This is a genomic window from Nocardiopsis nanhaiensis, assembly GCF_054778635.1.
Window position 1 is genome coordinate 23,289 of the sequence record NZ_BAAGZJ010000028.1, and the last position, 20,129, is coordinate 43,417.

The 20,129-nt window shown below is 69.2% G+C and carries 19 protein-coding genes; 8 read left to right on the plus strand and 11 right to left on the minus strand.

The features are described from left to right. Positions 1 to 8: 8 nt before the first annotated feature. The 7 genes from ACYVD1_RS15245 to ACYVD1_RS15275 form a co-directional block, all read right to left on the minus strand. Positions 9 to 1,442, minus strand: coding sequence for an NAD-dependent succinate-semialdehyde dehydrogenase (locus ACYVD1_RS15245; protein WP_460758922.1), 1,434 nt, complete (start codon positions 1,440 to 1,442; stop codon positions 9 to 11). 82 nt (positions 1,443 to 1,524) lie between these two features. Further along, the gene (locus tag ACYVD1_RS15250; protein WP_460758927.1) at positions 1,525 to 2,337 is read right to left on the minus strand and encodes an alpha/beta fold hydrolase; all 813 of its coding nucleotides are present in this window, start codon (positions 2,335 to 2,337) and stop codon (positions 1,525 to 1,527) included. Positions 2,338 to 2,363: 26 nt separating this feature from the next. After that, positions 2,364 to 3,650, minus strand: a complete 1,287-nt coding sequence (locus tag ACYVD1_RS15255) for an acyl-CoA dehydrogenase family protein (protein WP_460758931.1) — start codon at positions 3,648 to 3,650, stop codon at positions 2,364 to 2,366. A 43-nt stretch (positions 3,651 to 3,693) separates the two neighbouring features. After that, positions 3,694 to 4,455 (minus strand): SDR family NAD(P)-dependent oxidoreductase, encoded by a 762-nt coding sequence (locus ACYVD1_RS15260; protein ID WP_460758934.1) that lies wholly within the window; start codon positions 4,453 to 4,455, stop codon positions 3,694 to 3,696. Position 4,456: 1 nt separating this feature from the next. Then, positions 4,457 to 5,503 (minus strand): phosphotransferase family protein, encoded by a 1,047-nt coding sequence (locus ACYVD1_RS15265; protein ID WP_460758937.1) that lies wholly within the window; start codon positions 5,501 to 5,503, stop codon positions 4,457 to 4,459. A gap of 93 nt (positions 5,504 to 5,596) precedes the next feature. Beyond that, positions 5,597 to 5,824: a hypothetical protein gene (locus tag ACYVD1_RS15270; protein WP_460758942.1), complete on the minus strand. Its 228-nt coding sequence runs from the start codon at positions 5,822 to 5,824 to the stop codon at positions 5,597 to 5,599. A gap of 37 nt (positions 5,825 to 5,861) precedes the next feature. Further along, positions 5,862 to 7,016, minus strand: coding sequence for an amidohydrolase family protein (locus tag ACYVD1_RS15275; RefSeq protein WP_460758945.1), 1,155 nt, complete (start codon positions 7,014 to 7,016; stop codon positions 5,862 to 5,864). Positions 7,017 to 7,313: 297 nt separating this feature from the next. On the opposite strand from ACYVD1_RS15275, the gene ACYVD1_RS15280 reads away from it, so the two are divergent. The 6 genes from ACYVD1_RS15280 (at position 7,314) to ACYVD1_RS15305 (ending at position 12,888) form a co-directional block, all read left to right on the plus strand. Further along, positions 7,314 to 8,762, plus strand: a complete 1,449-nt coding sequence (locus ACYVD1_RS15280) for a carboxyl transferase domain-containing protein (protein WP_460758952.1) — start codon at positions 7,314 to 7,316, stop codon at positions 8,760 to 8,762. 17 nt (positions 8,763 to 8,779) lie between these two features. Next, positions 8,780 to 9,112: a hypothetical protein gene (locus ACYVD1_RS15285; RefSeq protein ID WP_460758957.1), complete on the plus strand. Its 333-nt coding sequence runs from the start codon at positions 8,780 to 8,782 to the stop codon at positions 9,110 to 9,112. Between the two features lie 111 nt (positions 9,113 to 9,223). After that, the gene (locus tag ACYVD1_RS15290; RefSeq protein WP_460758961.1) at positions 9,224 to 9,985 is read left to right on the plus strand and encodes a FadR/GntR family transcriptional regulator; all 762 of its coding nucleotides are present in this window, start codon (positions 9,224 to 9,226) and stop codon (positions 9,983 to 9,985) included. Positions 9,986 to 10,184: 199 nt separating this feature from the next. After that, complete coding sequence (locus ACYVD1_RS15295) at positions 10,185 to 10,949, plus strand: crotonase/enoyl-CoA hydratase family protein (protein ID WP_460758965.1); 765 nt, start codon at positions 10,185 to 10,187, stop codon at positions 10,947 to 10,949. A gap of 105 nt (positions 10,950 to 11,054) precedes the next feature. Then, the gene (locus ACYVD1_RS15300; RefSeq protein ID WP_460758969.1) at positions 11,055 to 11,366 is read left to right on the plus strand and encodes a hypothetical protein; all 312 of its coding nucleotides are present in this window, start codon (positions 11,055 to 11,057) and stop codon (positions 11,364 to 11,366) included. Positions 11,367 to 11,394: 28 nt separating this feature from the next. Continuing rightward, entirely contained in the window at positions 11,395 to 12,888 is a 1,494-nt protein-coding gene (locus tag ACYVD1_RS15305) for a class I adenylate-forming enzyme family protein (RefSeq protein WP_460758973.1), read from the plus strand. A gap of 5 nt (positions 12,889 to 12,893) precedes the next feature. Here the strand turns inward: ACYVD1_RS15305 and ACYVD1_RS15310 are convergent, their stop codons facing one another. Genes ACYVD1_RS15310 through ACYVD1_RS15325 form a run of 4 tightly spaced genes read right to left on the minus strand, consistent with a single transcriptional unit; the run spans position 12,894 to position 17,757 of the window. Next, a complete protein-coding gene (locus ACYVD1_RS15310) occupies positions 12,894 to 14,327 on the minus strand; it encodes an amidohydrolase family protein (RefSeq protein ID WP_460758978.1) in 1,434 nt (477 codons plus the stop codon). After that, positions 14,324 to 15,787 (minus strand): CoA transferase, encoded by a 1,464-nt coding sequence (locus ACYVD1_RS15315; protein ID WP_460758982.1) that lies wholly within the window; start codon positions 15,785 to 15,787, stop codon positions 14,324 to 14,326. The genes ACYVD1_RS15310 and ACYVD1_RS15315 overlap by 4 nt, the downstream gene beginning before the upstream one ends. Beyond that, positions 15,774 to 16,829: an enoyl-CoA hydratase/isomerase family protein gene (locus tag ACYVD1_RS15320; RefSeq protein ID WP_460758986.1), complete on the minus strand. Its 1,056-nt coding sequence runs from the start codon at positions 16,827 to 16,829 to the stop codon at positions 15,774 to 15,776. Before ACYVD1_RS15320 ends, ACYVD1_RS15315 begins: the two co-directional genes overlap by 14 nt. 34 nt (positions 16,830 to 16,863) lie before the next feature. Then, complete coding sequence (locus tag ACYVD1_RS15325; protein WP_460758991.1) at positions 16,864 to 17,757, minus strand: alpha/beta fold hydrolase; 894 nt, start codon at positions 17,755 to 17,757, stop codon at positions 16,864 to 16,866. Positions 17,758 to 17,862: 105 nt separating this feature from the next. Between ACYVD1_RS15325 and ACYVD1_RS15330 the strand changes: the two genes are divergently transcribed. Together ACYVD1_RS15330 and ACYVD1_RS15335 are read left to right on the plus strand one after the other, a co-directional pair. Continuing rightward, positions 17,863 to 18,978, plus strand: a complete 1,116-nt coding sequence (locus ACYVD1_RS15330; protein ID WP_460758995.1) for an acyl-CoA dehydrogenase family protein — start codon at positions 17,863 to 17,865, stop codon at positions 18,976 to 18,978. A gap of 27 nt (positions 18,979 to 19,005) precedes the next feature. Beyond that, positions 19,006 to 20,124 carry an acyl-CoA dehydrogenase family protein gene (locus ACYVD1_RS15335; RefSeq protein WP_460758999.1) on the plus strand — a complete coding sequence of 373 codons (1,119 nt, stop codon included), beginning with the start codon at positions 19,006 to 19,008 and terminating at the stop codon, positions 20,122 to 20,124. Positions 20,125 to 20,129: the final 5 nt, after the last annotated feature.

The following is a 20,129-nucleotide window of genomic DNA, read 5'->3' on the forward strand; positions in this document are numbered from 1 at the left end:
TACCTCCGTCATCGCAGGGAGATCCCGCAGACCTTCGCGTCCAGGTACTCGTGGATGCCCTCCTTCGCCCCCTCACGCCCGAGCCCGCTCTCTTTCACACCTCCGAAGGGCACGGAAGCCGAGGTCGGGTTGATGTCGTTGATCCCGATGATCCCGAAGTCCAGGGCCTCGGCCGTGCGCAGTGCCCGGCCGATGTTCTGCGTGTACACGTACGACGCGAGGCCGTAGGAGGTGTCGTTGGCCATGCCGACGACGGTCTCGGGGTCGTCGAACTCCACGATCGGCAGGATCGGCCCGAAGGTCTCCTCCCGGTAGATGCGCATCGTCGGCGTCACCCCGGTGAGCACGGTCGGCGCCCAGAAGTGCCCGTTGTCGTGGTCGGGGCCGGTCAACCGCTCCCCTCCCAGGGCCACTCTGGCCCCGTGGGCCACAGCGTCCGTGACCTGGGCGCGCATCTTCTCGAGCGCCTCGGCGTCGATCAGCGGGCCCACCGAGACACCCTTGGTGAGTCCGTGTCCCGCGGTCATCCGCCCCATGCGCTCGACCAGGGTCTGGGTGAACCGCTCCGCGATGGTGGAGTGCACGAAGAGCCGGTTCGGGCAGATGCAGGCCTGCCCGGTGTTCAGGAGTTTCACCGCTGCCGCGCCTTTGGCCGCGTGGACGGGGTCGGCGTCGTCGAAGACGATGAACGGAGCGTGGCCGCCCAACTCCATGGACACCCGCTTGATCTGGTCCGCGGCGTTGGTCGCGATGAGCTTGCCGACCTCGGTGGAGCCGGTGAAGCTGATTTTGCGCACCTTCGGGTGCCGTACGAGCACGTCGCCGACCTCGACCGGGTCGGACGAGGGGACGAGGTTGACCACCCCGGCCGGGACCCCGGCCTCCTCCAAGAGGCGCACGGTCTCGATGGCGCACAGTGGGGTCTGCTCGGCCGGCTTGACGACGATGGTGCACCCGGCGGCGAGCGCGGGTGCGATCTTGCGGGTGAGCATCGAGATCGGGTAGTTCCATGGCGTGATGGCCGCGGCGACCCCCACCGCCTGGTGCATGACCAGGAAGCGCTGGTCGGCCCGCGCGGAGGGGATCATCTCGCCGTAGACGCGCTTCGCCTCCTCAGCGAACCACAGCAGGAAGTCGGCGGCGTAGGTCACCTCCGCACGGGCCATGCGAATCGGTTTGCCCTGTTCCCGGGTCATCAGCTCCGCGAGCTCGTTGCCACGCGCCGTCATGAGTTCCCAAGCCCGGTAGAGGATTGCTGAGCGCTCGTGCGCGGTACGCCTCGACCACTCAGAGAAGGCTCGGTCGGCGGCCTCCACGGCCCGGACGGCGTCCGGGTACCCGGCGTCTGCCACCTTTCCCAGGATCTCGCCCGTCGCCGGATCGGCTGACTCGAACTCACGACCGCCCTCCGCGGGGCCCCATGTTCCATCGATGTAGAGCATGACTCGACTCTAGGCGGATCGCATCTATTTGGCTAGTAGATCTAATCTATATCACTGATTAAACTCTAAGGAGTGCGGCAGGTCATGCCTCCGTGCGCATCCCCGAAGCCAGCTCGTCGATCAGGGCGGCACACGCGTCGGGGGAGTCGAGCATCAGATGGTGGTGGGCGCCCTGCACCACTCTGATCTCGACCTCCGTGGCCGCCGCAGCCCGGAGGTGTCGTGCCGCGGCGGCGTCCACGAGCGGGCTCAGCTCGCCGTAAACGAACCCCACGGGCACCTTCAGGGCGGCTGCGCTCTCGGTAACGAAGGGGCCGTACAGCGGAGGAAACCCCTGTTGGTCGTACTTCCAGGTCCAACCGGCCGAGGTGGGGCGCACGGAGGACCGTGCGACCGGCTCAAGGATCTCCGAGGGCGGGGCCGGTTGGTCCGGCACGAGCCGGAAGCGCCCCGTCGCCTCTTCGTAGGTGGCGTATTCCCGCCGGCCCCGGCGGCGGGCGGTGTTCCGCCGCCGCGCCAGATGACTAGGGGTGAACACGCCGACGTCCAGGAGCAGGAGACCGCCCAGCTCTGCTGGCCGTTCGGCCGCCGCGGCCAAAGCGACGCGTCCACCCAGACTGTGGCCCACCAGGACCGTGTCGCGCGCGCCCACGGCGGCGAGCACGCCACGGACGTCCGCCACCCAGGTGGCCAGGTCGTAGCGGTCCCGGTGCGCGCTGTCGCCGTGTCCGCTCAGATCCATCCGGACCACCCGCCACCGCGCCTCTAGGGCGGGGAGCACCGCGTGCCACCACTGGTGGTGGGCCGCGCTTCCGTGGACCAGCAGCAGGTGCCGTTCACCCCGCCCACTGACCCCGTACCGGATCTCGGAGCCGCGCACGGTGACCGACTCCATCAACGGACTCCCTGTCGGGGAGGGGATCACGGAGCGGAGTCCCCGAACAGGGCCATGCGCGCCTCCTCCCGGCGGGTCGGCAGGTGTGCGGAGGGCCATGCGCCGTCCGCGGGCTTGTAGTCCCGCAGCAGTTGCCGCGCGACCGTCAGCTGGTGCACCTCCGTGGGGCCGTCGGCCAGCGCCAACGACTGGGCCGTCCCGATCATCCGCATCAGTGGCATCTCGGTGGTGACGCCCAGCGCTCCGTGGACCTGGACCGCCCGCTGGGCCACCTCGTGCAGCACCCGCGGCGTCCGGGCCTTGATGGCAGCGATGTCCTTGCGTACCCGCTGGTAGTCGTTGTGACGGTCGATCTGCCAGGCTGTGTACATGACCAGCAGCCGGAACTGCTGGATCTCGGAATAGGAGTCGGCGAGGAAGCCTTGGACCAACTGCTTGTCCGCCAGCCGACCCTCCTTGGTGCGGCGCGACAGGGCACGCTCGGCCATCATGTCCAGCCCGTACTGCGCCAGACCGACACTGCGCATGGCGTGGTGGACGCGCCCGCCCCCCAACCTGGTCTGTGCGACACCGAAGGCGTCACCCTCGGCGCCCAGGAGCGCGTCCGCCGACACCCGCACGTCCTTGTAGGCCACCAGCGCGTGCGAGGCCTCCTCCTCCGGTTCCCCCCAGGTGGCCATGTTCCGCACGATCTCGATCCCGGGGGTGTCAGCCGGCACCAGGAACATCGACATGCGCCGACGGGTGTCGGCCTCGGGATCGGTGACGGCCATGACGATGAGGAACTCGGCCCATCGGGCGTTGGAAGAGAAGAGTTTCTCCCCGTTGATCACCCAGTCGGCGCCGTCCCTCTCGGCTCTTGTGGTGAAGACACCGGGGTCCGCGCCTCCCTGGGGCTCGGTCATGGAGAAACAGGAGACGATTTCCCCTTCCAACAGGGGAGTGAGGTAGGCGTCCTGCTGGTCCTGGGTCCCGTAATGCGCGATGATCTCCGCGTTGCCCGTGTCGGGCGCCTGGGTGCCGAAGATCCGCGGCGCCCACAGTGACCGGCCGAGGATCTCGTTGAGCTGGGCCAACTTGACTTGACCGTAGCCCTTGCCACCCAGCTCGGGGCTGAGGTGGCAGGCCCACAGGCCCCGGTCGCGCACCTCCTGCTTCAGCGGCGCGACGACGGAGCGCTGCTGTTCAGTGAGAGGCTTGTAGACGTCGTGTGGCCACAACAGGTCCAGACGGGAGACCTCCTCGCGGACGAACGCGTCGGCCCAGTCGAGTAGTTCCTGGAATTCGGGGTCAGTACTGAAATCCCACGGCATGGGAGCGGCTCCTGTGATGTGTCGGGCGGGGATGGGGTCCGGGTCAGGGGATACCTCCGTCGACCCGGATCGTGGCCCCGGTGGTGTAGGAAGAGGCGTCGGAGGCGAGATAGAGCGCGGCCCCGACGACCTCGTGGGGCTCCCCGCCCCGTTCCAGGGCGATGCGCTTGATGCTGTGGTTGAAGCTCCGCATGTCCCACGATTTCGACACGTCGGTGAACATGGTCCCCGACATCAGGGTGTTGACCCGGACGGTGGGGCCGAGGGCTTGGGCGAACCCGTCGGTGAGCGAGTTGAGGCCCGCCTTCGCGGCGGCATAGGGGATGATGCTCTCCACGGAACGCAGGGAACCGGTGGAGCTGACGTTGATGATCGACCCGCCCTTGGCGGCGACCATGCGTTCACCCGCGAGCGCACTCAGCCGGAACGGCCCCTTGAGGTTGAGGTTGACGACGGAGTCGAAGAGCTTTTCCGGAACGTCCGTGAGGCTCTCGTAGAGGGGTGACATGCCCGCGTTGTTGATGAGGACGTCGAGTCGTCCGAAGCGCTCGTACACGGCCTCGACCAAGCCGGGAAGTTCGTCCCAGCGTCCGACGTGGACCGCGTGGGGAAGGGCCGCGCGTCCGGTGGTCTCCTCCACCTCCTTGGCCACGATCTCGCAGGACTCCAGGTTTCGGCTGGCCACCACGACGTCGGCGCCCATGCGGGCACAGGCCAGGACCATCTCCCGACCGAGCCCGCGGCTGCCCCCGGTGACCAGCACGACCCGGTCGGTGAGGTCGAACATTTCTTCGGCGTAGCCCATGTCACTTCCCCACCGAATCCAGCGCGGTGCCCAGCTCGGCTGCCTTGCGCATCAGTTCCAGGACGAGGGGGCCGAAGTTCTCGACCTTGGGGTCGACGGGGTCGCCCGCGACGAAGCGCGCGTACCCGCCCTCCAGAACGATCGCGAGCTTCCACCGGGCGAGCACCACGTAGTAGTCGATGTCCTCGGTGGACCGGCCGCTCACCTTCTCGTAGTGAGCCAGCAACTCCTCGCGCTGTGGCATGCCGGTGAGGTCGAGGTACTGAGCGTGCTCCATGTCGGCGCCTTCGGGGGGCCAGGCGATGAGGGCCCAACCCAGGTCGAGGAGCGGGTCGCCGACGGTGGTCATCTCCCAGTCGATGATCGCCGCGAGCCGCGCGGGCACGTCGTGGGTGAACATGACGTTGGCGAACTGGAAGTCGCCGTGCATGATGCCGGGCTCCCAGTTCCGCGGCCGGTTGCGGCGCAGCCACGCGGAGGCCTCATCCAGTCCGGGCAGGTCCCGGAAGCGGAACCGCTCCAGGTGGGACAGCCAGCGGTCAACCTGTCGTTCGTGGAACCTCTCGGGTCGCCCGAACCCCTCGAGCCCTCGGGCGCGCCAGTCCACGCTGGCGAGTCGGGCGGCACCGTCGACCAGGGCGAAGGCCAGCTTCCCGCGTATCTCGGGGTCGCTCGCGTACGGTTCGGGCCAGCCGCCCATGGGGGACCAGCCGTCGATCCTCTCCATGAGGTAGAAGGGGACGCCCAGGACGTCGGGGTCCTCGCACCCGGCGACCAGTTCCGCGTGCGGGGCGTCGGTTCCCTTGAGGGCGCGTAGGACCCTCAGTTCCCGCAGCAGTTCCTTGCGGCGCCCGGAGGAGGCCCCCTGGGGCGGCATGCGCAGCACGCTCTGGGAGCCGCCGCGGGAGACCACGAACAGCTCGTTCTGGGATCCGCCGTCCAGACGATCCAGCCCCGGCTCCTGGTTCCGGCCGGGTAGCCCTTGTTCGTCCATCCAACGCGCGAGGCGCGCTGTGTCCACCGAAGCGGATATCGGATTCGTGCTCATGAGGCTCTCTCTTCTGCCGGGGTTGACGGGTCTGGCCAGCTGGGCTCAAGGGCTCCGCTGGCCAGACCCGGGTATCCGGCTCCCCCGGTGGGATCAGGCAGTGGCCGCGCTCTCGCTGTGGAGGGGCAGGGCCTCACGCAGGTCGTCGAGGCGCCCCTGGAGTGCGTCGACGACCGCGGGGTCCGGCGCAGACTGCTTCCTGGCCTCCGCCAGCTCGGCCTCCGCTTCGGCTACGGCCTCCTTCAAGCGTCCCGAGGCCTCGGAACGGGTCAGGAGGTCCTGTTCGGTCCAGTCATCGGCGTCGATCGGCTGCTCGGCCATCGTGGTCTCCTCTCTGGCTCTCTCGTGCCGTCGACGCTCATACGTGAGTGCGGTCGGGGAGGTTGTAGAGCCGACGCGTGTTCAGCTCGACCATCTTGTGCACCTCGTCGTCCGGTACGTCACGGAAGACGTCCTCGGCGATCTTGCGGCTGTGCGGCCAGTTCGAGTCGGAGTGCGGGTAGTCGCACTCCCAGGTGATGTTGTCGATTCCGATATCGTGCCGGTTCTTCACGCCGTATTCGTCGGAGATGAAGCAGCCGTGGACGTGCTTGCGGAACAGCTCCGACGGGGGGACCGTCTGGTTGACGTTCTGGTAGTGGCGGTGCCGCTCCCAGACGAAGTCCGCGCGCTCGGTGATGTAGGGGACCCAGCCGATGCCGCCCTCGGAGAGGCCGACCTTGAGGTCGGGGAACTTGTGGAAGACGGGTGAGAACATCAACTCCGTCACCGCGGACATGGAGTTGCACCCGTACAGGGTGATCATCACAGCGAAGGGCGCCTCGGGAGCGATTTCTGGCGGCTTACCGGAGCTGCCGAAGTGCATCGCGAGCGGCATGCCAGTCTCGGACGCCGCCGCGAAGACCCCGTCCCAGTGGTCGGTGTGGAAGGACGGAAGGCCTAGCGGGACGGTGTTCTCGGGAAACGAGATCGCCTTGGCGCCCTTGGCGGCGGTCCGGTGGATCTCGGCGACGGAGGCCTCGGCGTCCCACATCGGCAGGATGATCACCGGGGGCAGCCTGTCTGGGTCGGCCGCACTCCACTCGTCGATGACGAAGTCGTTGTAGGCCTGGGTGCACAGGAGCGCGAGCTCCTTGTCCTCCCCGCCCATGAACATAGTCCCGCTGAACCGGGCGAAGCTGGGGAAACACAGCGCACCGTAGACCCCGTCGAGGTCCATGTCCTTGAGGCGCGCTTTGGGGTCATAGCAGCCCGGGATCATCTCGTCGAACCGGATGGGGTCGACGCCGTACTCCTCGGGCTTCTTACCGGCGACTGCGTTCAATCCGATGTTGGGGTACCGGCCACCCTCGTACTGCCAGACCTGGGCGGGCGGGCCGTCCTCACGGGGGTCTTCCACAATGCGGGGGCCCGCCTCCTGGAACCGCTTGGGCAGTCGGTCCTGCCACACCCGGGGGTGCTCGATGAGGTGGTCGTCCGTGGAGAACATATTCATCCATGGTTGCAGCGGCATGACAACTCCCTGTCGACCTTTAGCTGAAAGAGTTAGATGAAAGAGAGGTTAACTTTGTCACACGGACAGCACAAGGGGTCGGTCCAACATCGTTTGACGAGCGCCAGGTCCGGGGCGGGGCAGGATGGTAGGTGCGCGGGGGTGCACCCTGGAGTGATGCCTCTATGAGAGAGAAAAGATTGCAATCAGTAAAATGATCTGATTTCCTGAGCGCCAGATTGGACACGCGCCCCAGGATGACCGGAGTGTCTCCCGGGCAGGCTCGGACAGGTGGTAGCTGTGGCGCCAGGTTTCTCCATGGGCACCCCGTTGAGGGAGTGGGACACGGGACTGGTCTCGGCCGACCCGCTCGACTTTCCCTCCTACGTTCCCCCTTTGGACCGCGAGTCCGTGCGTACGGGCCTCATTCGGATAGGCGGGGTTCCCTGTGCGATCGTCGAGAGCCAGTTCGACGTCTTCGGGGGGTCGATGGGTGTCGTGGCGGGGGAGAAGGTCGCACGGGCGTACCACCGCGCGATTGACGCCCGGCTGCCGCTCCTGGCGGTCGTTCGGACCGGTGGCGCCCGCATGCAGGAGGGGATGCTCTCCCTCGTCCAGATGGGCCGCACCGCGGCCGCCGCCTCCGCCCACTCCAGGGCGGGACTCCTCTCGGTGGCCAGCTTCCGTTCGCCGACGACGGGCGGAGTGTACGCCTCCTACGCATCGTTGACGGATCTGCGGATCGCCGAGTCCGGAGCCACGATCGGCTTCGGCGGCCCCAGAGTGGTCGAACACGTGACCGGGGCGGCGCCCCCGCCGGGGAGCAACACCGCCGAGAGCGCTCTGGCCGCCGGGCTCGTCGACCATGTCGAGGACGCCGAGAAGCACGAGTCCTGGGTTGCTGTCGCCTTGGGGGCGGCTGAACGCGGACTCCTGCTCCCGCCGGGGCGGCCCCCGGCGTCCGCCGAGTCCAGGAACCGGAGTGTGCCCGGCAGGGCGTACCGGACCGTGCTCCGAGCGCGAGCCCGGCGTCGACCCTCCGGCCTGGAGTGGGCGGCGGCGCTGTGCTCGTCCTGGCTGGACCTGGGCGGGGCCGACCGCACCGTGCGCGCTGGCCTGGCGGTCGTCGACGGTGTCCGCGCTGTGGTGGTGGCGATGGACCGGCACTCCGAGGGGGCGGTCGGAAGGCAGGGGCCGGAGGCGTTCCGCCTGGCTCAGCGCGCCATCCGCATGGCCGACAGGCTCGGGCTGCCTGTCCTGACACTTGTGGACACGCCCGGTGCCGAGCCGGGACCCGAGGCGGAGGCCGGAGGGGTGGCGGGTGAGATCGCCCGGACGCTGCGGGATCTCGCGGACCTCTCGACATCCAGCGTATCCCTCGTCGTGGGGGAAGGCGGCAGTGGCGGTGCCGTAGCACTGGCCTACACCGACCGCCTCTACATGCTGGAGGGGGCTGTCTTCTCGGTCATCGCGCCGGAGGCCGCCTCGGTGATCCTGTGGCGGACCCCGGACCGGGCGGCGGAGGCGGCCCGGTCCCTGCGGGTGACCGCTCCGGAGCTGGAAAGGCTGAGGCTCGTCGACGGGGTGCTCGGCGAGTACGGGGCGTCGGCGGTCGGTTCCGTGCGGGCGACGCTGGGGGCGGCGCTGCGGCAGGCGGTGCCGGGAGATCGTTCTCGGCGCTTGGACGAGGCTATGCTGCCGGCTCTTGTCGAAGATCTCGCCGGCAGAGGGCAGACCAACCTACGGGCGCGCTCCGGCACCCGTTGAAAACGAAGGGAAACACCATGGCTCGTGCGCTGCTACTTGCGTTCTCCAGTCCGTCGGCTACAACGGACGACGCGGAGTTCGGTCGCTGGTGCGACGAAGTGCACATTCCGCAGGTCGTCGAACACGTGAAAGGGGTGGTGAGCGGGGCGCGTTTCGCGATTCCCGAGGAACAAGTGGAACTGGCGCCCAGCAAGGCCCGCTTCGTCAATGCCTACCAGGTGGAGGCCGACGACGTGGGTGCGGTGATGGCCGAACTCGGGGCCGCGACCCAGGACCGCCGGGTGGAGCTCTCCGAGGTGCTACGGATGGACCCGGCGCCGGTGCTCATGCTGTGCTCTGAGCCGGGGTGAGTATGACGACGGGCACCTCATGCGGGGATCAGTTCATTCAATCATTGTACTGTACAGTAGGATTGATAAACAGTAGAGGATTGACTGAATCCACGGTGAAGGGGTGGCCCCGTGCCACAGACGTCAAGCATGGTCGCCACGGAGCACGTCCGTGTTCCGAAGACGGCCGAGGTCGTCGCTCAGGTGATTCGAGGCCAGATCGTCAGCGGCGAGATCCCCGAGGGTGGCGCACTGCCCTCCGAGTCCGAGCTGATGGCCCAGTTCGGGGTGTCCCGGCCCTCGTTGCGTGAGGCCTTCCGTGTCCTGGAGTCGGAACGCCTCATCACGGTCAGGCGCGGTTCGCGCGGAGGCGCGCGGGCCTCGCGTCCGGACGTGACGGTGGCGGCTCGGTACCTGGGACTGATGATGCAGTTCGACGGTGTCATGCTCAAGGATGTGTACGAGGCCCGCGCGCTGATCGAGCCGCTCGCCATTCGCCTGCTCGCCCAGCGGCGGAACAGGGCCACAGCCACCCGCAAGCTGATGTCCATCCTGCGGGAGCTCGAGGGGCTGGAGGCCGAGCCGGAGGTTCGCGCGCAGATCTGGACGAGGTTCTATGTCACGTTGTTCGAGTGCGCCGGCAACAAGACCCTGGCACTGCTGTACGGCACTCTGACCGAGGTCGTGCACAAGGAGCTCGTCGACGCGCTCACCGAGGACAACGGCGATCTCGAAGCGACCCTCAAGGTGATCGACAAGGCCATGGGTCTGGTGCGCGAGGGAAAGAGCGACGAGGCGGCCGAGTTCTGGGGTGAGCGCATGCAGGCGATCCAGAAGCGGACGCTGCGCACGCACCGCGCCAAGACGCTCGTTGACATCTACGGCGGCCACTGACCCTCCGTTCTCGGAGGTCCCTGCTAACGGAGCCCTCGGCGCCTTCTCCTCGCATCACGTGATGCGAGGAGAAGGCGCCGAGGGCTTTTGCCGTCCGTGTTCGGGTAAAGCCAGGATGGGAATTTAATTATTAAACTCATTGTGTTACTCTCTCGCAAGGGTGGTCCTCCTGGTCGCCCGCTGATCAAGGGAGAGGTAAGTGGCAGACGAGGTTCTGGTTGAACAGCGCAACGGTGTCCAGGTCATCATGATCAACAGGCCTGAATCCCGGAATGCGCTGAACGCCGCCGCCGGGCGCCGGATCGCCGAGGCCGCGGACGAGTTGGACGCCTCGGACCACCTGCGTGTGGGTGTGTTGACCGGTGCCGGGGGAACCTTCTCCTCCGGGATGGACTTGAAGGCGTTCCTGAAGGGTGAGAGTCCCGCGATCGAGGGCAGGGGCCTGGCGGGCATCACCATCACGCCGCCGCGCAAGCCGCTCATCGGTGCGGTCGAGGGCTGGGCGCTGGCCGGGGGGTTCGAGCTCCTGCTCGCTTGTGACCTGGTGGTGGCGGCCGAAACGGCCATGTTCGGTGTCCCGGAGGTGAAGCGTTCGCTGGTGGCGGGCGGTGGCGCCGCGCTGCTGCTGCCCCGTCGGGTGCCGTACGCGGTCGCGCTGGAACTCCTGCTCACCGGTGACCCGATCGGCGCCCGGCGCGCCGCCGATGTCGGCCTGGTCAACCGGCTTACCCCCGAAGGCGGTGCGATCGAGGGGGCACTCGAACTCGCCGCGACCCTGGAGGCCAACGGTCCGTTGGCGATGGTCGCGACCAAACAGATCTCCCGTGCCAGCGCGGACTGGAGTCTCGAAGAGGGATGGCGGGAGCAATCGGAGGTCATGCGGCCCGTCTTTGAATCCGAGGACGCCAAGGAAGGTGCAGCAGCCTTCGCAGAGAAGCGGCCGCCAGTCTGGCGAGGTCGCTAAACAGATCAATCATCTATCTTTTAAAGCGCTATGTTGGTAGATTTCAACCATGAGCTGCCAGTGTGTTCGAGTCGTCGTGCAGGTGGCGACGAGAAGGGGGTCATTGTGAAGCTGGGTGTCGGACAGGCCCTGACCAGTGCCGTCGACCAGACAGCCGTCATCGTGGTGCGAGCGCTTGACACGGACGTTTCCGTGACGTGCGGCGGAGTGGCCATGGTCGACGCCAAGGAGGCGGGCGCGGTCGCCTCGGCCGAAGCTCACCCGGAACATCTGGGTGGAACGCAGCTGGGTAAGCGCTACGTGAACGAGGCCGACAGTATCGAGTTGCTCTGCACCAAGCCAGGAGAGGCGTCCCTGGCCGTGGAGGGTACGCCGCTCTCGGTCAAGGACACCAAGCCTCTGCCTGCGTCGGACTAGGGGTACCTGTGCGGACAGGAGTGTGCTCATGAAGCTGACGATGTTGCTCGACATGGCTGCGGAGGGTTTCGGTGACCGTGTCCTCATCGGCACTCGGGAGGGCGGTCTCACCGCGGCCCGGCTGCGGGAGATGGCGATGGAGGGTGCCGCCGCGATCCGCGAGGCCAAGGCGGACGCGGTGGTCTACCTCGCGGTCAACGGTCCCGCCTTTCCCGTCGCCATGTTCGCCGCGGCTTACGCCGGCGTCCCCTTGGTACCGTTGAACTACCGGCTCGGCGCCGAACAACTCGACGCCCTGCTGGCCAACCATTCCGGAGCGCTCGGTATCGCCGAAGCGGGCAAGACGGCGATCCTGGAACGCGCCGGTCTGTCGACCCAGACCCCCGAGCAGTGGGTCGAGAACACCCGGAGCCCCGCCCCGCGCGCGGAACAGACCGACACCGACGCCCCCGCGGTCGTTATCTACACGAGCGGCACCACGTCGGCGCCCAAGGGCGTGCTGCTGCGCCACGAGAATCTCGTGTCCTACGTGCTCAGTTCGGTCGAGTTCGCCGCCGCCGCGCCCGAGGACGCGGCACTGGTGAGCGTTCCCCCGTACCACATCGCCGCGGTCGCCAACGTGATCACCAACCTCTACGCGGGCCGCCGCTTCATGGTGTTGGAGCGGTTCACTCCGGAGGAGTGGCTCGACCTGGCCCGCCGGGAGGGCGTCACCAACGCTCTCGTCGTTCCGACCATGCTTTCGCGCATCGTCGAGTCCGACGCGGACAAGGAACTCCCCGACCTGGGCTCCCTGGCCTACGGAGGTGCTCCTATGGCGGCCTCCGTCATCGAACGAGCACTGCGGATGTGGCCCGACGTCGACTTCGTCAACGCCTACGGGCTCACCGAGACCAGCTCCACGATCGCGGTCCTGGGGCCCGAGGACCACCGCAGGTCCCTGGAGAGTGAGGACCCCGTCGTGCGCGCCAGGCTCTCTTCCGTGGGCAGGCCTCTGCCGAGCGTGGAGCTGCAGATCCGGGACGACCAGGGAAAGGTCGTGGTCCCCGGCGTTCCGGGCCGCATCTGCGTGCGCGGGGAGCAGGTCTCTGCCGAGTACGCGGGGAAGGGCCGGGCCGTCGACGAGGACGGATTCTTCGACACCCGGGACATGGGTTTCGTCGATGACGAAGGCTACCTCTTCATCGGTGGGCGCCTCGACGACACCATCATCCGGGGCGGGGAGAACATCGCCCCGGCGGAGATCGAGGACGTTTTGCTGCGGCACGTGGCGGTTCTGGACGTCGCCGTAGTGGGTGTGCCCGACGAGGAGTGGGGTCAGCGGATCGAGGCTGTGGTGGTCACCCGGCCCCGGCACGAGGTGGACAGCGAGGAGTTGCGCGCCTTCGTCCGGGCCGCGCTTCGAGGGAGCAAGACCCCGGACCGCATCGCCTACTGGGACGAGCTGCCCCGGACAGAGACGGGCAAGCTGGTGCGCCGCCGGGTGCTCACCCAGCTGACCGCGGAGCACCAGGCGGTCTGACGGCGTCACCGCGGAAGCGGATCCGACCCTGGGCGGGTCCGCTCCCGCGGTCGTGTAACCACTCCGGAGCTGACGACCGCGCGGACGTGCTCCGCCGTGGGCTCGGCCAGGACCTCGGCCAAGGGCGCGCCCAGCAGGCAGAGGTCGGCGGGGGCACCCACGGCGACCCGTCGGGGCGCCGATCCGGGGGTTTCCAGAGGACTCAGGTAACCGTCGAGGACGGTGCGGGCCGGGACGCGTTCGTGCGGACCCACCACGGTCCCCGCAGTGGTTGTGCGGGACGCCGCGCACGCCATGTTCCGCCAGGGGTCGGGGTCCCCGAACGGGGCGTCACCGGAGGGCGCCACCCGTACGCCCGAGGCGAGCAGCGTGGCGTACGGGTACAGGTGGTCGTGGTCGTAGGGATCGACCTCCCTCAGGTAGTCTTCGCCGCGGTCGGTGACGAAACTGGGCTGGGTCACCACCCGCAGTCCTATCCGGCGGATCCGGTCGCCGACCTCCGGCGGGACCACCGCCGCGTGCTCCACCCGGTCGCCCCGCAGGGCGCCCACAGCATCGATCGCCGCCAGCGTGAGCAGGAGGGATTCCCGGGTCACGCAGTGCACGGCCACCGGGCGCCCCACGCGGTGCGCTGCCTCGACCTCGCCCGTGAGCTCGTCCAACCCCGGCAGGTCGTGATCGCGCAACAGGAGTTTGCGGGGCCCCAGGACGAGCCCAGGGGGAAGCCGGACGCCGACGTCCGCCCCCAGCGACAGGACGCGGAGCGCCAGACGCCGGTCGGCCACGGCCGCGGCGAGGAGCCCCAGCCCCATCGTGCCGAGGTCAGGGGTCGCGTCGGTCACCCCGGTGATCCCCAAGCCGTTCAGCCGGGTCCCGACCGCGCCGAGGTCGGGGGAGGTGCCACCGACCGCGGCGCGCAAGCGTGTGTCGTAGCGGAACAGCCTCCCGGTCGGAGCGCCGCGTGCGTCCCGTTCGACGTCGGCCGAGTAGCTCAGTTCCGAGCCGAGCTCGTCGAGCGCGCGGGAGTTGAGCATCCACACGGCGCCGCCGCGGTGCTGGACGCGGACGGGCCGCTCGGGCACCATCGCGTCCAAGGCGTCTCGGTCGAGCAGACCGGCCACGGACTCGTGGTAACCGGTGCCGCGCAGCCAGGTGTCGGCGGGGGAGGCAGCGGCGGCGGAGCGCAGGGCCTCGCGCAGCTGTTCCCGGCCGGTGACCCGTGGCGGCCCGCAGTCCACTGAACCCGCCGCCGCGGCGAGCGCGAGCAGGTGGATGTGGTGATCGTGTAGCCCGGGCAGCAGTGCGCCACCGCGAGCGGTGATCACCTCCTCGCCTTTTCCGGGGCGCAGGCCGCTGGCGATCTCGGCCACCCTGCCGTCCTGGACCCGGACGTCGCAAGGGCGGCCCTCGACCTCGGCGCCGAGGATCAGCAGACTCACGCCGCACCGAGCCGCGTGAGCGTGGCCGCAGTGTCCGCGCCGAGCGGGGCGGCTGGCGGGCCCGGTGGGCGGTGCCGCGGCCGCTCCACGGGGAAGGTGGCCTCCGCCGTCTCCACCGTCCAGCCGTCCCGGCTCCGGCGGACGTCGTGCGGTTCGGCGGCGCCGCGAGCCGCGCTGACGGCGACCTCGCGCATGGAGACGTCGATCAGCCTCCCCCGGTCTCCGAGCAGCGCGGTGGCCGTGGCCACCGCGGCGTGCGCACCGGTCAGAGGATCGGTGAGCGCGTCACCGCAGGGGAGGGGGACCGGACCGTCGCGGGACACCAGGCCCGCGGCGGCGGCCACGTCGTCACCGAACCCCACGCGGTTGGACCACGGGCCGGAACGCCCATACGCGGTGATGCTCGTCCAAATGGTCCCCCGCTCGACGGCTTCCTCGGCCACGATCCCCATCTGCCGCAGCGCGCGGGGCCGGGACGCCTCCAGGACGACGTCGGCCGCAGCGACGAGCCGCCGGAGCGCTGACCTGCCCTCCTCCGAGGCCAGGTCGAGGGCCACGGACGCGTGACCGCGGTGCAGGAGGTCGTAGAAGTCGCGTGAGCCGCCACGGGCTCCGTCCGGGCGCCGAGTGCTCTCGACCTTGACGATGTCGGCTCCGGCCAGCCCCAGTAGGTGGGCGCAGAGCGGCCCCGCCCACAGGGAGGTCAGGTCCACGACCACCGGCGCGTGCCGGCCAAGGGGCCGTGGGCCACCGGGAGCGCCGAGGCTTAGCGGGGACGCGGCTCCAGAGTGCGCGCGTCGGTGCCGGGCCTGTTCGTCGTCGGCGGCGCCGGGCTCGGCGGGGACCACAGCGGCGGCCAGTCCGAGTGTCTGCGCGCGTTCGGAGGCTTCGGCCGCGGTGCGCTCCCGGGACCAGTTCGCCAGAGTGTCCCAGTCCCCGTGCACCCGTCGTTCGACTAGCGCCGGGATGAGCTCGAGGTCGTGGGCACGAGGAAGGGAGATCGCCCACCAACCGTCGGCGGTGGGCAGTGCGCGGAATGCACCGCCGCAGGACCATGGGCCGCGTCGGGCGAGTCCGACCAGCGAGGCCCGTTCGCCGAGCAACCGGGCACCGGACAGACCGATCCGGGCACCGGTACGCATCTCGGTCAGCAGGGAGAAGAGTGCCAGGGCCGCCCGGAACGCGCTGGCCGGACATCCGGGGGCGGCCACGGGCGGTCCTTCCCGGGGGCCGCTCAGCGCCATGGCCCCGGAGTCCGCCCAGTCCCGGAGCGCGCTCGGTGCCCGCGAGAGGTCCAGGCTCGTCGCCCGGGAACGGCTTGCGCCCGGATCCGGGAGGTTTTCCGCGCCCAGACCGGCCAGCAGGTCACGGGCATGGTCGGCGGTCGGGCCGTCGCCGAGCACGGTGACCGCTGGGGGCCCGCTGCCGTTCACGGGGGTGCTTCGGTCAGACCTTGGCATCGACCAGCCCCCACCTCAGGGCCGTGTCGGCGTCCAACCGCGCGCCGCTGAGCGCGAGGTAGGCGGCGCGCCAGCGGCCGATCCGGCGAGTGATGCTCACTGTGCCGCCAGCACCGGGGAGCAGGCCCATGCGCAGCTCGGGAAGTTGGAAGTAGGCGTCTGGCCTGGCTTCGATCCGGCCAGCGAATGCGGGGACCTCGATCCCTGCGCCGATGCACGCCCCGTGCACGGTGGCCGTGACTCGGTCGGCGCACCGGTGGATCGCCGCTCCCGCGTTCCGGTGGAGCCGGACCAGGTGTGCCGACGCGGTGTCCGGAGCCGTGCCGAACTCGTCGAGGTCCCCTCCGCTGCAGAACGACCTTCCGTTGCCGGTGAGCTCGACCCGCGTGATCGTCGGATCCAGCGCGGGCAGGCGCATCGCCTCGACGATGCCGTCGCGCATGTCCCGGCCGAAGGCGTTGTGCCGTTGGGGATGGTTCAACGCCACACGCAGGGTGTCTCGGTCCCTGGACAGCAGGACGGGATCGTCGACTGGTATGGGGGGCCGACTCGGTGTGCGTGCCCGCCAGCTCCGGAACTCGGGTCCGGCCAGCAGGGTCGAGTAGGCCAGAGACTCCGCCACGAGGCCCTCGCGCACCGGTAGCCGGGCAGTCAGGCGCAGCAGTCCGGCCACCGTGAGCGCGGCGACGGGGGATCCCGCGACCGACCGGGCCAGCACGTCGAGAGCCTCCTCGGGGTCGGGGACGGCCACGAGGGGGCGTGGATCCGGACCACCCGTTGCGTTGGGCGCGGTGAGCGTGAGGGCCAGCGCGTCGGTGAGCTCGGGTGCCCACGCGGTGGCTCGTCGGGTGAGGCCCACGAGGAGACAGTCACTGGTGGCGGCTGCTTCACGTGCGGCCTCGATCACCGCGACGCCCCAGCCTTGGACACGGTCCAGGTCAACGACGGCCACGGGTCTTTCGACACCGCCGTGAGGCGTGAGCTCCGCGCCGAGCGCGCCGTCGGCCAGGTCCGCGGGGCTCAGATACGGCAACCGGGTCAAGGAACCGCCCCTTCCGTAAGTTCGTGGTCCAACCCTAGGACGGGCGGGTGCGGTCGGTGCCGAGCAGGCGGGCGCAGAAGTCCTCCACGGCTCTGGTGAAGGCGTCGTTGTCGTCCCCCGCGGCTGTGTGCGCGACTCCGGGCAGACTGACGACCTCCAAGCCCGGCACCGCTGCGCGGAACCGCCCCACGCCCTCGTCGGTCACGACGTCCGAGAGCTTCCCGTGGAGAAGCATGACGGGGATCGTCAGGGAACTGGCCTTCTTCTCTAGCGACGCCATGTACGCGATGGGATCGCCCTTGGGAGGGTTGGCCATCATCGCCGGGTCCCAGTGCCAGTGCCACCGGCCGTCCTCCCGAAGACGCAGGTTACGGCGCAGTCCCTCGGTGCTCTTGGGGCGCGGCCGGTGGGGGAGGTAGGCCGCGATCGCGTCGGCCGCCTCTTGGAGGGAAGAGAACCCCTCGGGTGCTCCGCGCATGAACTCGCCGACGCGGTCGCCGCCCCGCGTCTCGAACCTGGGCACGATGTCGACGAGTGCGAGTCCTCGTACGCGCTCCGGCCCCGCCTCCTCGGCGACCAGGATGCCTGTGAGGCCGCCCATGCTCGCCCCGATGATGATCACGGGCCCGCCGACCTGGTCGAGGACGGCCAGGACGTCGTCGCGGTTGCGCTCGAACCCATAGTGCTTTTGGGGTGACCAGTCGCTGTCGCCATGGCCCCGGCTGTCCAGAGCGACCACTTGGAAGCCCTGCTGAGCGAGGAGGCCGCCCGTGGCCTTCCACGAGTGCCGTGTCTGTCCGCCGCCGTGCAGCATGAGGACCTTCGGGGCACCCTTGTGCCCCCAGACATCCGCTGTCAGCCGGAGGCCGTCGGCCCCGTTCAACCGCACAGTGGCAGGTGCTGTGCGATCCAAGTCCGTTTGACCCATGTGCCGATGCTCCCTGGTCCGCTGAAGTGAAACTATTGTGTCATAGAATATAAACAGGTATATATTTTTGTCACGCGGGTCCCCTTCGTTGAAGCGAGAGTCCACATGAGCGAACCGATCGACGAGCTGAAGGTGTTCGTCGACGAACACCTGCCTCGGTGGCGTGTCGAGTGGGTTGGGCGTACCGACTCCTGGGAAGCCGCCCTGGCTTGGCAGCGCATCTTGACCCAGGGACGGTGGACGGCGCCGGGCTGGCCCGAGGAACACGGCGGCCGGGGCCTGGGCACACGCGACACGCTCGCGGCCGAAGACGTCCTGGCGGACGCCGGGGCGCCCCGTCTTCCCGGCATGCTCGGGGTGAAGAACGTCGGGCCCACACTGCGGGCGTGGGGCGACGAGCGGCAACGGGAGCACCTGCGAGGCATTCTCACCACCGACGAGATCTGGTGCCAGGGGTTCAGCGAACCCGTGGCCGGTTCCGACCTGGCCTCTCTCCGTACCCGGGCAGTCCGCGACGGAGCGGATTTCGTCGTCAACGGGCAGAAGACGTGGACCTCCAACGGGCTCCAGGCCACCCACATGCAGCTCCTGGCGCGGACCGATCCGGACGCCCCCAAGCACAAGGGCATCTCGGTTCTGTTGGTCGACATGGACTCACCCGGCATCGAGGTGCGTCCCATCCGGCAGATCAACGGGGATGCCGGCTTCGCCGAGGTCTTCTTCACCGACGTCCGAGTCCCAGCGGACAGATTGCTCGGCCCTGTGAACGAGGGCTGGCGCGTGACCATGACGACGCTGGGGCACGAACGCGCGGGCGTGGCCGCCTTCGCGGGTCGAGTGGAGAAACGCGCCAGGAAGGCCGTGCTCACTCACAGCGCGGGCGGCGACGGCAGAGAGCTGTCACCGCTGGAGTGGGACGAGATGCTCACCCGCTACGTGGAGGCCCGAGTGGTCGGAATGCTCGGTCGCGACCTCCTCGACCGTCTCGACGTGGGCCAGGCGCCGGGCGCGGAACAGTCGATCATCAAGCTCGTCTGGAGCGAGACCAGCCAGCGACTCGACCGAACCCTCACCGACATCTCGGGGGCCGACGCGGTCCTAGGCGCGGACCGGGAAACGGCTCACGTCTACCTGACCGCCCCCGCGACGACCATAGCCGCCGGTACCACGCAGATCGTCAAGAACCTGCTCGCCGAGCGCGTGCTCAGCCTGCCGCGCTGACGGCGCCGGACTCAAGGAGAGAACCGTATGGTCCAGCAGCCCGCGGACTCGCTCGTGACACCGACGACCCTCTCAGGGGACGAGCGAGCGGAGTTCCGCTCCAGCGTCCGCGCCTTCCTCGAAGCGCACGCCGGGGCGGACGACGCCGGTACCGGGTTCGACCCCGGGGTCTGGCGGAAGTTGGCTGGCGGCCTGGGCGTGGGTGGTCTGCTCGTCCCGGACCACCACGGCGGCTTGGGTCTGACCCACGTGGAGAGCGCCGTCGTGTTGGAGGAAGCGGCCCGGGCCCTCTACGACGGTCCGGTGCTCTCCGCCGCCGTGCTCGTGCCGACGGCACTCCTTGCGAGTGGTGACCGGGACGCGTGCGAGCGCCACCTGCCCGCCGTCGCCAGAGGTGATGGCGGGTTGGCGCTCGCCATAGACGACGTTCCGGAGGCTAAGAGGGCCGGAGCCGTGCACGGGCCTCGAGGGTGGGAGATCACCGGGGTGAAGACCGCGGTGATCAACGCGCAGTCAGCTGACACTCTGCTCGTGACGGCCGAGGACAGCCCGGGCGGGATCGGGCTTTTCGAGGTCGGGGCCGACGGGCCGGGCGTGGAGACCGTCGCCCTCGACGTCCTGGACCGCACGCGCCGACAGGCCCGCGTCACGTTTCGCGCAGTCCCGGCCCAACGTCTGGGCGGCGACTTCCGGGACGGTGCCGAGCGGCTGCTCGACGTCGGTGCCGTCTCCGCGGCCGCCGAGGCTCTGGGCGCCTGCGAGCGAGCCTTCGAACTCGCCGTGGACCATGCCAGGAACCGCGAGCAGTTCGGCAGGCCCATCGGCTCCTTCCAGGCGGTCAAGCACCTGTGCGCCGAGATGCTCGTCCAGGTCGAGTCCCAACGCGCCGCCGTCCGGGCGGCTAGCCTCGCTCTGAACACGTCGCGGGAGGAGGCGCACGAAGCCGCCTCCGTGGCCAAGGCCTACAGCTCCACGGCGGCCACCGCGGTCGTCGAGACCGCCATCCAGGTCCTCGGCGGGATCGGGTTCACGTGGGAACACCCGGCGCACCTGTACCTGCGCAGGGTCAAGACGCTCCAGTTCCAGTTCGGTGACGCCCGCCGACACAGACAGCGCCTTGCCGCGCTCCTCAGGGCCGGAAGCTGAGTCGG

Coding starts and splice junctions, on each gene's coding strand:
- ACYVD1_RS15250 (WP_460758927.1), bottom strand. CDS start 2,337: ATGGAGTCGGTCACCGTGCGCGGCTCCGAGATCCGGTACGGGGTCAGT.
- ACYVD1_RS15255 (WP_460758931.1), bottom strand. CDS start 3,650: ATGCCGTGGGATTTCAGTACTGACCCCGAATTCCAGGAACTACTCGAC.
- ACYVD1_RS15315 (WP_460758982.1), bottom strand. CDS start 15,787: ATGCCAAGGTCTGACCGAAGCACCCCCGTGAACGGCAGCGGGCCCCCA.
- ACYVD1_RS15270 (WP_460758942.1), bottom strand. CDS start 5,824: ATGGCCGAGCAGCCGATCGACGCCGATGACTGGACCGAACAGGACCTC.
- ACYVD1_RS15330 (WP_460758995.1), top strand. CDS start 17,863: ATGAGCGAACCGATCGACGAGCTGAAGGTGTTCGTCGACGAACACCTG.
- ACYVD1_RS15335 (WP_460758999.1), top strand. CDS start 19,006: ATGGTCCAGCAGCCCGCGGACTCGCTCGTGACACCGACGACCCTCTCA.
- ACYVD1_RS15325 (WP_460758991.1), bottom strand. CDS start 17,757: ATGGGTCAAACGGACTTGGATCGCACAGCACCTGCCACTGTGCGGTTG.
- ACYVD1_RS15305 (WP_460758973.1), top strand. CDS start 11,395: ATGAAGCTGACGATGTTGCTCGACATGGCTGCGGAGGGTTTCGGTGAC.
- ACYVD1_RS15275 (WP_460758945.1), bottom strand. CDS start 7,016: ATGCCGCTGCAACCATGGATGAATATGTTCTCCACGGACGACCACCTC.
- ACYVD1_RS15285 (WP_460758957.1), top strand. CDS start 8,780: ATGGCTCGTGCGCTGCTACTTGCGTTCTCCAGTCCGTCGGCTACAACG.
- ACYVD1_RS15280 (WP_460758952.1), top strand. CDS start 7,314: ATGGGCACCCCGTTGAGGGAGTGGGACACGGGACTGGTCTCGGCCGAC.
- ACYVD1_RS15260 (WP_460758934.1), bottom strand. CDS start 4,455: ATGGGCTACGCCGAAGAAATGTTCGACCTCACCGACCGGGTCGTGCTG.
- ACYVD1_RS15245 (WP_460758922.1), bottom strand. CDS start 1,442: ATGCTCTACATCGATGGAACATGGGGCCCCGCGGAGGGCGGTCGTGAG.
- ACYVD1_RS15265 (WP_460758937.1), bottom strand. CDS start 5,503: ATGAGCACGAATCCGATATCCGCTTCGGTGGACACAGCGCGCCTCGCG.